General features: G+C 50.2%; 1 protein-coding gene. It reads right to left on the minus strand.

Annotated features, from left to right (window positions below; all coding sequences use genetic code 11):
- Nucleotides 1-13: 13 nt before the first annotated feature.
- A complete protein-coding gene (locus ACQE26_RS15180; RefSeq protein WP_500469988.1) occupies nucleotides 14-13,411 on the minus strand; it encodes an SDR family NAD(P)-dependent oxidoreductase in 13,398 nt (4,465 codons plus the stop codon).

Consider the following 13,411-nt stretch of genomic DNA (forward strand, 5'->3'; position numbering starts at 1 on the left):
TTCCCACTCCTCTCTATTTAAATGCTTTCCAGAACATTTTCTTGGCAGGAAGCTCTTGTTTCTTCACCGGTGCGTCAGGTTCTTTTGCGAGAGCCTTACGTCTTAATGACGGTGCCGGCAGCGGCTTTCTTTTCAGTCGGGTATCTTTTTCTTCCCAAGCTTCCAAAATGACGTGGGCGTTCGTTCCGCCGTCGGCAAAGCAGTTGATGGCCGCAGACGGTCTGGCTGCATCCCATTCGCCGGCTGTTTTATCAAAATACAAATCGGTCTTTGTTATATCAAAATGCGGCATCGGTTCATCCCCTGAGAGAAACGGAACCGTTTGTCTGTGTTTCAGCATTAATACGACTTTAATGAAGCTTGCGATGCCTTCTGCGCAAAGCGGATGCCCGATGTTCGGCTTGATTGACCCGATGCCGAGCGGAACATGCTGACCTGAGCGGTATACAGATTGAATCGCCTTCAGCTCAAGTAAATCAGTCACAGCGGAACCCGATCCGTTTGCTTCGATATAAGTGATATCCTCCGGCTTTTTGCCGCTTTTTAAAAGCGCGCTTTTCATAACGTCTTTTTGCGCCTGAACATTAGGGGCTGACGGTCCTGCCGTTCTGCCGTCATTATTCATGGCGGCGGCCTTAATGACTGCGTGTATCGTGTCGCCGTCTTTTTGCGCCTGGCTTACCGTTTTTAACAGCACCATGCCCACGCCTTCTCCGAGGACAACGCCGCCTGAACGCTTATCAAATACATGAAATGCCGGTTCTTCGTTTAACAGCCCGCGCTCTTGGAACATCCGGTGCGCCGCATCCGTGTTCAGCATACTGACACCGCCGACTACCGCTATTTTGATATCGCCGCTTCTCAGTGCCTGTACGGCCATATTCATTCCTGTCAAAGCCGATGAACAAGCCGTATCAAGCACGATGCTCGGCCCCCGCAGGTCAAAAAATTGCGAAACGTTTGCAGCTAAATAGTTCTGCCCGCCCGCAACGATCGGATTGCGTGCATTCGCAAGGCTTTCAGGATCAGGCTGATGCTGGCTGCGGCCTCCGATATACACACCGGCTTCTATGCCCTTGATTTCTTCACGGGTATAGCCGGCATGGCACCAAAGCCTTACGCTTTCTTCCAGCACCGCCAATGCCTGAGGATCCATCGCTTTCGCGTCGTTTTCCGGTATGAAAAAGAAATCGGAATCAAAGTGATCCATATGTTCAATCAAGCCCGCAACATACTGATTTTCGTAACCGAATCGTTCAGCCGGCACGGAGCCGATCGCGGACCTGCCGCTTCTCAGCAGATCCCAATATTGTTCTAACGATTCAGCTCCCGGAAAGCGGCAGCTCATTCCGACGACGGCAATGTCTTCATTTTCGGCATATCGGTTTTGTTCAGCTTGAACGGTTTGCACATTGGCGGGAACCGCGGTTTCTGTATCAGATTCCTTCTTTGTGAGCAACGGCTGACTGTTGGATACAAGCCATTCGGCAAACGCCTCAATCGTCGGATGTTCATATAAAACAGACGGATCTAAGTCCTTTTTGAGCGCTTGATTCATTTGCTGTAAAAGCTGCGCTAAAATGATCGAATCAACCCCGTAATCCTGAAACGGTTCGTCTGTTTCCAGTTCATCCGGAGCGATTTTCAGCTCATCAGAAAACAGTTTCACAAGCCACGCCTTCGTATCAAGAAGAAGGTCTGAGTCTGATTGTTTTTCCTCGATTTGGCCGTTTATTTCTGCTTCTGTCTCTTTTTGTTTTTTCTTTTGACTGAGCAGCCTGTCAGGATGCCATCCGCTTCGATCAACGATGGCCGGCAGAACGGCCGGGCGGATGTTTTCAGACAAAATGCGGTCCAGCAAGTCAATCCCTTCCGCATTCGTCAGTCCTAAAAGTCCGGTCTGCTTCAGGCTTTCTGTGCGGACTTCACCCAATCCGGTTTCCTTCCAATTCGGCCATTGAATGCTGACCATCGGATATTGATGCTGATGAGCAGCCGCGAAATAATCCATGTACGCATTTGCCATCGCATAATCCGACTGCCCCGCGGCAAGCGCCGGTATGACAGCAGATACGGAAGAAAATAAGACGAAGAATCGCAAAGGATCATTTGTAAAAAGGCTGCTTAAGGTTTGAAGCCCGGCGACTTTCGGTTCCAGCACTTCTTTTATGTCGTCAGCAGTCTTTCTGATAAACGCCGGATTTACTGAATTAACCGAGCCTGCACAGTGAATGACCCCGCCGATCGGTCCCATCGTGCGCCGGATCGTTTCAATTTCCGCAGCCGCCGCATCACGGTCAGACAATTTCAGACTGATGACCGCTACTTGCACACCTTTTGCCTCAAGCGCTTCAATCGCCCGTATTTTCTCTTTCATCCGTGTATTCACAGCTGACCGTTCATGACGGGGAGGAATCGGCTCCCTGCCTGTCAGCACCACTTTTTTCACGCCGTGTTTTTCTGTGAAATGGCGCGCGCACAAAAGACCGAGCCCTCTCGTCCCTCCGGTAATGAAAAGCACATGATCTTCCGGGAACGGTGCGGGCTGTTGTTCTGATCGCTCCCATTTTGGAATCTCCCTGAATACAGCGCGGTATCTCTGTCCGTTTCGGAGGCAGACTTCCGGTTCTGTGCTGTCCGCTGAAAATTCATCCGCAATCTGTTTGGCAAGTGTCTGCTGATTTGTATCGGTATCGGCATCCATGTGTCTTGATGTCACGTTTTGATACTCACTTTGCAGCATTCTGTACAGGCCGCTTTTTGCCGCTCCTGCGAGATGAATCGTTTTCTGCTGAAACGGCTCCAAGCCTTTTGTTACATACAGCAGCGTCAGCGCTTGACGGCGGCTTGTATCAATCAGAGTCTGGAGCCGGCTGATCCCTTCCAGTGAAAGGTCTTCGTCTCCGCAGCCTGTCAGATCGATTGCGCCATCTATGTGATTCCAATCGCTAGCTGACGTGTCAGCCGAATCGATCGGGAGAATGAACGAGTCATCGAAATGCTTTGCAGTCTCTTCGGCAAGTCCCCTTGTCCTTGCATCAGCCAGAATCATGACCTTCTGAACGCTTTTTTCACCGGCAGACTCGATCTCACACGGAACCCACTGCTTTTCTAAAAGCACAGCTTCGCGCCGGTCTTCCGTTTCCTCCGATGCGGATTTCACTTGAGGCAGCCAGTACGGCTCCTTGGCAAACGGGTAAGCCGGCAGACTGATTCTGCGTGGTTTTTCGTCTTGATAGAGCCTGTTCCAGTCCACGTGAAGCCCTTTTGCCCACAATTCCGCTATATTGCCGTATTTTTTCTTATCGAACCATGACCTGACAAGCTGCTTCAGATCATCGTCCGTTTCAAATGCTTTGATTTCTTTTTTTGCCGTTTTGATGTGGGCTTCATATATCCCTTCACCCGTATTGCCGTATACAAAATCGGTTAAACGGCTGATCAGCTCTTCTCTCGAACCGGCTGTAACCGCAAGACGGCAGTCCATTGCGTCACGCCCGGTTTGAAGCGTGTACGCCATATCTGAAAGATTGATATCCTGATTGGCTTTTGCAAAATCGATCATCGACTCGGCATAGGCTTTTAGCTGCGGCGCTTTTTTCGCCGACAGTACAAAAATGTTTGTCTCATCAGGTTTTCGGCTGCCCCGGTCTTTCGGCTGGTACTCTTCAATGACGAGATGAGCGTTTGTGCCGCTGTAGCCGAATGAGCTGACACAGGCCCGCCGCGGTGCTCCGCCTGTTTCCCAAGGTTTGAGTTCGGTATTGACAAATAAAGGCGAGTCATCGAAATCAAAATGTTCATTCGGCGTGCTGAAATGAAGACTCGGCACAAGCTTTTGATGCTTCATCGACAGCAGGACTTTCTGGACGCTTGCTACGCCCGCCGCCGCCGACGTATGTCCGATATTCGATTTAACCGAACCGATGGCGCAAAATTGTTTTCGGTCCGTTTTTTCCTTAAATACAGAAGATAAAGCTTCTAATTCAATCGGATCCCCCTGCTTTGTGCCGGTGCCGTGCATTTCCGCATAGGTGATGCTCTCAGGGTGGATGTTGTGCGTTTCATACACTTGGCGCTCTAAATCCATTTGGCTTTTCGCGCTCGGCGCGGTAATGCCGTTTGTTTTTCCGTCCTGGTTAATTCCGGATCCGATAATGACTCCGTAAATATGGTCTTGATCGGCTTCCGCATCTTTCAGCCTTTTCAGAACGAGCGCCCCCGCGCCTTCGCCAGGCACAAATCCGTTTGCGCTGTTATCAAATGCTTTGCATTGGCCGTCAGGAGACAGCATTCCGGCTTCACACATGCTGATGTATGATTCAGGCGTTATATACAAGGTGACGCCGCCGACAAGTGCCATGTCAATTTCATGATTCAACAGCGCCTGACGCGCCAAATGAGTCCCGACAAGAGACGATGAGCATGCCGTATCGATCGGAATCGCCGGCCCTTTCAAGTTGAGATAATACGCCAGGCGGGCCGCCGCGATGCTGAAACTGTTGCCCGTTGCGCTTCCTCCTGTCTGATGTTTATTTAACATCATGCCGTATTCATTGTTCATAATCCCTAAATAAACGCCGCAATTTTTCCCGCTTAATTCTTTGGAGCTGTAGCCAGCATCTTCAAAGGCTTTAAAGCCTTCCTGTAAAAATATCCGGTGCTGCGGGTCCATAAGTTCCGCTTCAGATGGAGAAATATTAAAAAACAGCGGATCAAATTCTTCAATGCCGTCAAGCATACCGATTGATTTGCAGTATACTTTGCCCTTCTTGTTTAAGGCCGGATCATAGTATTGGTTTACATCCCAGCGGGAAAGCGGGATGTCGCGAATGGCGTTTTTCGCACGCACTAAATTGTCCCAATACGTCTTAAGATCCGGTGCGTCGGGGTATTTGCCCGACATGCCGACGATAGCTATCGCGTCCGCCATCTCGTCATTAGGCTCCTGTTTGGCCTGCACCGGTTCAAGTTCCTTTTGAACCGTTAATCTCTCCGGCTCGGCAGGTGTTTTCTCCTGCGGGGCATGTTGCTGCGTAAGCGGCTTCGGACGTACGGGAACCGCCTGTTTTTTTCTGCCGCGGACGGACGGCTGCGTGCGCAGAAAATCGGCAAATTGACGGATGGTCGGATAGTCATACACTTTCGTTACGTTACAGTCCGTGCTGTACCGTTTATTGACGGCTTTTATCCATTCAAGACCGGTAATCGAATCCATGCCCAGGTCAATAAAGGCCTCATCAATATCTACTTCATGCCGCTCCATGTACAATACATCAGCAAGTGCTTTTGATAACTCGTCATGCACCGCTTCAATCGGTTCTTCCGGTTCAGCGGAAGCTGCCGTTTCAGACATCGCCTCCAAAATATCCGCTTCTGCTTGTATCACCGGCTGCTTATGAGCGTTTAAAGGCTGCAGAAGTATGTTGGACGGTTTGTTCACGGCCTCCGTTTTCTGCGGTTCGGTTACTTCCTCAAGGATCGGTTCTGTCCCGAGCTCTTTTTGCAAGAAGACCGCAAACTGGCGGATTGTCGGATAATCATATACTTTCGTCACCGTAAGGGACGTGCCGTACGTTTTATTAACGGCCTTTATCCATTCAAGACCGGTGATTGAATCCATACCGATATCAATAAAAGTGTCGTCTGCGTCGATATCGCCGGGATCCATATATAAAACGTCCGCCAAACTTTCCGTTAATTCGGCACTTACTTTTTCAGCGGAAACCGCCGGACGGTCAGCGGACTGTGCCATTCTTTTCGGTCCCGCTCCGCTCAAAGGCTGCAATGTAATATTTGACGGTTTTTCTTTCGCAGTCTCCTCGGAAAGAGGTGCTGCTTCAATGACCGGTTCCGGGACGGCCGCCGGTGCGATCGGTGCAGGCTTTGTCTCGGCCGGTTTTTTGACAGCTGCATCAGCTGATGTGTCGATCCAATAACGGTCCGTTGCAAACGGGTAAGCCGGGAGACTGATTTTTTGCGGTCTGCCCATTTGATACAGCTTATCCCAATTCAGCGGAAGGCCCTTTACCCAAAGCTCTAATACCTTTGCGGCTTTGCCTTTTTCAAGCCATGCCTCAATGGTTTTTTCCATGTCCTCATCAGCCGCAAACAGCGCCATCGTGTCTTTATTCTGTTTGACTTGTCCGCGGTAGAGCTGATCAATTGAATCTTTGCCTCCCGTAAATCCGTCAAGCTTTTCTTCAAGCTCGCGCAAATTGCTGACAATCAGACCAAGACGCTCTTCCATCGCTTCACGGCCGGTTTGAAGCGTATAGGCGATCCGGCCAAGATCCGCTTCCCTGTAACGCCCGCTCCGCAGTGCATCAAGAAGCCGTTTCGCCCGTTCTTGAAGCCGTTTCTCATTTTTCGCGGAAAGAATGATCATCGACGGATGAGGTGCGGCAAAAGCCGTCTCCTTATCCACATCAGCGGTATATTCTTCAATGACGATGTGAGCGTTGACGCCGCCGGCTCCGAAAGAGGAAAGCCCCGCGGTTCTCGGCAGTTCCTTATCATTTATGACCGGTCTTTTCCACTCTTCAAGCGTCTGCTGCACTTTAAACGGCGTACTCGGAAAATCAATATTCGGGTTAAGCGTCCGGGAATGCAGTGACGGCGCAAGCTTCTTGTGTTTCATTTGCAGCAGCACCTTCGTCAGCCCCGCGATGCCTGCTGCGCTTTCACAGTGCCCGATATTGGATTTTGCTGAGCCGATGGCGCAAAACTGTTTATCTTGTGTTTGTTCTGAAAAGACTTTTGTCAGACCCGTGATTTCAATCGGATCGCCGAGTGAAGTTCCGGTGCCGTGGGCTTCGATGTAGCTGACCGCCCTCGGATCGGTTCCCGCGTCTTTTAACGCCTGTTTGATTACCGCAGCTTGGGCGTTCGGATTCGGGACGGAATACCCGTTTGTTTTTCCGTCATGGTTCACGGCCGTTCCTTTGATCAGGCCGTAAATATGATCACCGTCCGCTTTCGCTTTAGAAAGCGGCTTAAGGAGTACGGCGCCCACTCCTTCACCGGGCACATAACCGTCTCCGCCTTCTCCGAAACTTTCACATCTGCCTTTGCTTGATAAAAATCTGTTCTGGCCGAGCATCAAATATTTATTCGGATGGATGGATACATTGACGCCCCCGGCAAATGCCGCCTCGCATTCCCCGTTCCGCAAGCTTTGACACGCCAGGTGAATGGCTGTTAAAGAAGAAGAGCACATCGTATCAAGAGCCATGCTCGGACCGTTAAAGCCGAATACATAGGAAGCCCGATTCGCGATGGATGACGGATTTCCGGTCAAAGCGAGCGATTTTCCGCGCGCCTGTTCTTCGGCTCCGTAAAGCTGGTATTCCTCATACATGACGCCGACGTAAACACCGACATTGGCGCCCTGCAGGTCACCCGATTTTCCGGTCAGCTTTTTGCGCGTATAACCGGCATCCTCCATCGTTTCGTAGACACATTGCAGAAATAACCGCTCCTGCGGGTCCATCAATTTTGCATCCCGGGGTGAAATAGAGAAGAATTGCGGATCAAATTTGTCCACGTCTTTCAAAAATCCTCCCCATTTTCCGTACGTCTTGCCTTCTTGATCTTTATCAGCGTCGTAATAAAGGCTGTGATCCCAGCGGCCGCTTGGAATTTCGGTTATGCAGTCAACGCCTTCACTTAAGTTCTTCCAAAATTCCTGGAGATTTTCGGCCTGCGGATATCGTCCTGATATACCGATAATCGCGATATCCTCACGCTCCGGCACTGGATTTTTCCGCGTGTCTGTGCGGACTTGCGCAAAGCCTTTTTTGCCTTCACTGCGATAGGATACAGGCTTTTCTTCTGTTTTCTCCTGCAGATCCGGTTTGGCTGCAGGGGGTTCTTCTGTTTTCATCCCGGTCACTTCCAGCAGCGTGCCGCGGTGAGCTTTCATAAAATATTGCGCCAGCGATTCGATATTTTGGTACTCGAAAAACAATGTTTTTGACAATGAACCGAAGCTCTTTTCCAGCCGTCCCGTCAAATGCATAATCATAATCGAATCAATTCCGTAATCTTCCATAGGCGCCTTGGCGTCAATGCTGCCGACAGGAAGTTTGGTTACTTCCGAAAGCACCTGTTTCAAGAAATGCTCCGTTTTTTCCGCAAGCATGTTCTCTCTGCCTGATGAAAAGCCTGCCGGTGCTTCTGGTTCGCTTTCCGTTTCTTCTTGATCTTCCGCTGATTTTTTCAGAAACGCCCTGATTTTTGCGGCGTAGCCTTCGGTCACCATGATCTGGGATGTCTTTGCCGCCCACCCGCGGTACAAAGCTTGAATGCCGTTTTCTGTTTTCATAGGGACCATGCCGCTTTCTTTTGTCAATATGGCTTCCGTTTCAGCGTCAACCGTCATCCCGCCGTCTTTCCAAAGCGGCCAGCAGATTGAAAGAGTGTGTCCATGGCGTTCATTTCGGGCCTTTTGCCGGTTTCTTTTTTCACTGAAAGCGTTCATAAACGCATTGGCCATCGCATAATCTGCTTGGCCCGCGCTTCCGGCGCTTCCCGCTCCGGAAGAGAAAAGAATCAGAAAATCAAGCTCTATGTCCTTACATGCTTCATCAAGATGAACCAGCCCGGAGACTTTCGGTGCCAGCACATCACGGATTTCATCCTTGTGCTTTTTCAGAATATAGTTGTCTTTTATCGTTCCGGCGCTGTGAATGATACCGTTTAAGCCGCCGTACTGCCGGCAGATGTCCGCTGTGAGCGATTGAACTTCTTGTTTTTCCGTCATGTCCGTTTGTTTGTACACGGCTTGCGCGCCAAGGTCGGACAGCTCTTGCAGCTGGGCTTTTTTACGGTTATCCAACAGAGAACGCCCCGTTAAAATAAGAACGGCGCCTTTTGCATGCCGGGCGATTTCTTTGGCGAACAAAAATCCGAGACCGCCCGCACCGCCTGTGATCAGATAAACACCTTTATCCTTCCACGGCTTTTCGGCGCCCAACTGTTCAAGACCCGATTCCTGCCATTGCGCCGTATAGCGCCTGCCGTTTTCATAGCGAATATGCTTGTCATCAGGATGAGCGCTGCATTCTTTTACATATCGTGACAGCGTGTCTGCCTTGACGTCCGGCTCCGCTTCAATCAGCTGGCCGGTCAGGTTCGGATTTTCAAGCGCCGCTGTTTTCAAAAGCCCCGTTAAGCCGCATAGGAGCTGCGTATCAGCTTCTTGAGGCACGACAATCTGAATAAGCTCGCGCCCGCCGGATTTTGAAGCGAGGATTTTTTTCACTTCTTCAAAAGCCTGAAGCGCACAGGCTTCAAACCGTTCGTCTTCACTCTTATGCTGATCACGGAGCACGTGACAGCTGAAGTCTGTCTGTATGCTGTTCATCTGATCTGTAAACCGGTCAGATATCATCACGTGACGGGCTTTGAAATGGATTGGCGCTTTTTCATGTACAGCGGCCTTCTCTTCCCATACGTGTTCAAAAAATAGTGTATCTGTTTTATCCGTTTCAATTTCCCGTGCGGAATAACCAGTCATTTTCACACATACATTGCCTTGTTCATCACATACATCAATGTCCAGCTTCTGCACGGCATCTTCAGGCTTGCTATCACCGCTGTACGCAATGGAAACCCACATATTGCTTTTACAGCTTTTCAGCACATCAATCTGTTCGAGAGCAAACGGCAGCATCGGCCTTATGTCAGTCCCGTCTCTATCAAGCATCAAACCGATTGTCGCGTGGAATGCCGCATCTAAGAGGCTCGGATGGAGGACAAACTGATCTTTTGTATAAGAAACAGATGACGGGAGGGAGAGTTTTGCGAGCACTTCGCTGTCTTTTGCATAGATTTCCGTGACCGCTTTATGAGCATCCCCGTATTCAATCCCCATCTGTTTATAAGCTTGATAGCAAGCGTCAGGTGTGATCAGACGGCGTGATTCTCTCAATTTGTCAATCTCGATTTTCGCCGGTTCGCCCGCCCGGACAAACGCCGCGCTTCCTTGCGCATAGAGAACGGGCTCTTGTTCTGATGAAACCGATTCACGATAAACCGTAAATCCCATCTCCCCATTTTCTTCGTCATAAAGACGAAGATACAATTCTGCGGACTCATCCTCCGCTGTAAACGGACGTATCCATACGACATGCTTCAGGCGGACTGTTCCTTCTTCCTTCGTTTCTGCCGCGTGTTCAACGGCTGCCCGGACCATTTCCAGATAAGCCGCGCCCGGTAACGTCTGCTCGTTTTTGACGACGTGATCTTTCAGGAAAAACTCTCCGCCGCTAAAAGAGGACCGAAAACGGACGCCTGACATGTTTGATACATTTTCATGCAGGAGCGGGTGCAGCATGCCTGCATTTTTTTGCGGCAACGAATCTCTTTTCTCCGCCTCGGGCACCCAATACCGTGTTTTTTCAAACGGATAAGTCGGCAGGCTGATCCGATTCGGTTTGTTTTCACCGTATAAGAGATTCCAATCCATCGTTCCTCCGCCGGCCCACTTCTCAGCAATCATCTCCAGACTTCCGGAAGAAAGCCATTTATGTATCAAGTCCGGAGCAAGCTCTGCCTGTTTCGTTTTATCAGCTCTGTTCCGCCAGCATCCGCCGGCCGTTTGACCCGCCAGAAAACCTCCCAGCCGTTCTTTAAGCTGTGTTATATTCTGTGCGGTGAAAACAACCCGCTCCTCCATCTGCTCACGGCCGACCTGAAGTGTATATGCCGCATCCTCAAGCGGCACGCCGGGATGAATAAATGCAGACAGCTTCGCAACATACTCTTTAAGCCGTTCTTCATTTCGGGCGGAAACCGGGAAAATGAATGTCTGTCCTTCCGCAGGTTCAGCATTTGTTTTGTGTGATTCTTCCGGAATAAATTCTTCCAGGATGAGATGCACGTTTGAACCTGTCGCCCCGAAAGAACTGATCCCGGCACGCCGCGGATATACGGTTTCGTTTCCGTCTTCCGTCACTGAAGGCTGCTGCCATGCTTCGGTTTGATGCTGGACATAAAACGGTGATTGTTCAAAATCTAAATACGGATTCAGCTCCTCGGAATGCAGAGACGGCACCAGCGTTTTATAGTGAAGCTGCAGGGCGACCTTGCTTAAGCCGCTGATGCCCGCCGCCGATTCAGCATGGCCGATATTGGATTTCACTGATCCGATGGCGCAGAACTGCTTGTCCTGTGTGTACTGGCGGAACGCCTTGACAAGGCCTTGAACTTCAATCGGATCGCCGAGAGACGTTCCGGTCCCGTGCGCCTCAATATAACTGACCGTGCGCGGATCGATTCCCGCTTTATCCAGGCATTCCTCAATTAAATCGGCCTGCGCGACCGGGCTCGGCACGGAAATCCCGCTTACTGTTCCCACGTGGTTGACGGCACTGCCCTTTACTACCGCGTAAATCCGATCTCCGTCTTTTATCGCTTCTTGCAGCGGTTTTAATAAAACGGCACCGATTCCCTCAGCCGGTACATAGCCGTCTCCGTCTTTCCCGAACGTATGACAAACCCCGTCTGTTGAAAACATGTCCCATAAACCGTATGTCAGATATTTATTCGGATGCAGCGACAAGTTGACGCCTCCGGCAATCGCCGATTCACATTCTCCGCGCCGAATGCTCTCCGCAGCAAGGTGAACCGCAGTCAGCGAAGATGAACAGACCGTATCAACCGCCATGCTCGGCCCGTGAAAATTGCAAAAATATGAAACTCTGTTTGCGATCTGCGCATAATTAAGAGATAGCGGGAATACATGATCTTCAGAAGAAGCCTGAGCTCCGACCAACGTATAGTCCTTGTGCATCACCCCGGCAAAGACGCCGACGCGCTGTCTCTTATTTTGTCCACGCGCCTCTGCGAGCGACTTCGGCGTATATCCGGCATCCTCAATCGTTTCCCAGCATGTTTGTAAAAACAGCCGTTCCTGAGGGTCCATTGTTTCAGCTTCCCGCGGCGTAATCCTGAAAAATTGAGGATCAAAGCAATCCGGATCATCAATAAATCCGCCCCATTTTGAAATGCTCTTTCCGGAAGGCGACTTTACATTTTCAAATCGGCGCCAGTCCCAGCGAGACTCCGGAATTTCGGTGACACAGTTTTTTCCTTCTTTCAGGTTTTCCCAGAATTCGTGAATATTTTCGGCCTGCGGATAGCGGCCGGCCATCCCGATAATGGCGATATCTTCATCTTGCGCCACACTGCTTTTCCGCCTTTTTTCTGTTTGCGGCTGCTTCTCCATTTTTGCCGGAGGTGCGCTGAAATGGCTCCCGTGCTGCTCAGTCAGGAAAACCGCAAGCTCTGCTGCCGTCGTATATTCAAACAGCAAAGTCGGTGAAAGGGTTTCGCCGATTTTTTCGCTGATCGTTTCGACGACGTCAAGCAGGCCGGACGATGTCAGCCCCATTTCATAGTAGCCGACTTGAGAATCAATCTGTTCAAGCGGCTTGCCGATTTTTTCCGCCATCAGATTCATGACATACCGTTCTGCTTCCTCATGTGGGTGTCCGCCTTCAAGCGATGCCGCAACTTCCGGTAAACCGGCTTTTTCAGGAGGTTTCTCAGCAGACTTTCGGTCTGTATTGATCAGCTCGGCATCCCGCACGAGCTTGCTTGTGAAATCTTTCAGCTCGGCTACTTTCCGGCCGGATGCGTTAAAAAACTCCAGTGTAATGTAAATGAGCTCCTTTTCCTGCCGGAGCGACGAACGTTTGATTCTCGTGATGCATCCGCCCTGCAAAGGTTCGGAAGCTGTAAAAGATTCATAGAAAAGAGGCAGAAACAGCCTCTTTTCCCCATTTAACAGCGATGAAATCAATAGGTTTGCGCCGACGCCGCTTCCGTCAAGAAGAGTCGGATGGAACAAAAACCCTCCGGCCTGTCCCATCGCGTCTTTTCCGAGTGATAAATCAAAGGTGACGCCGTCCCGCTCCTCAAATACTTCTCCTTCGGCTTTCATATATCCGCTGTGAACCAATTCCTGGCTTCTGCATTGTGCATACAGCTCATTTAAATCGATGGTGCGTTCCGCCTCGCGTTTGACAGAGTCAAGATCAAGCGTGTCACTGAATACTGCGGGAGCCGTTTCATGCATTTCCGCTTTGACGTAAATACGTTCGTCCGGCTGGACTCGTCCGCCGCCCATCTCAGTCCCTTTTGCGGTCAGTTTCCAGCGCCCTTCTTTTACCTTTGTACATTCAACCGTAAGCTTGACGGCGCTGTTTTCTTTCGCAATAAGCGGCTGATATATGGATAAATGGCGCAGCTGAAGCCTGTCATATGAATAGCCGCGCTCTTTGAAAATCTGATAAAACATATCAATATAAGCCAATCCCGGAAGGACTTTTTCTCCGTAAACGTCATGATGTAAAATAAACGGATTTTTCAGCGATAAAGTGATTTGCTTATTGAAGTTCTTCAC

The sequence above is a fragment of the Bacillus sp. 5RYD7K genome (assembly GCF_059831465.1).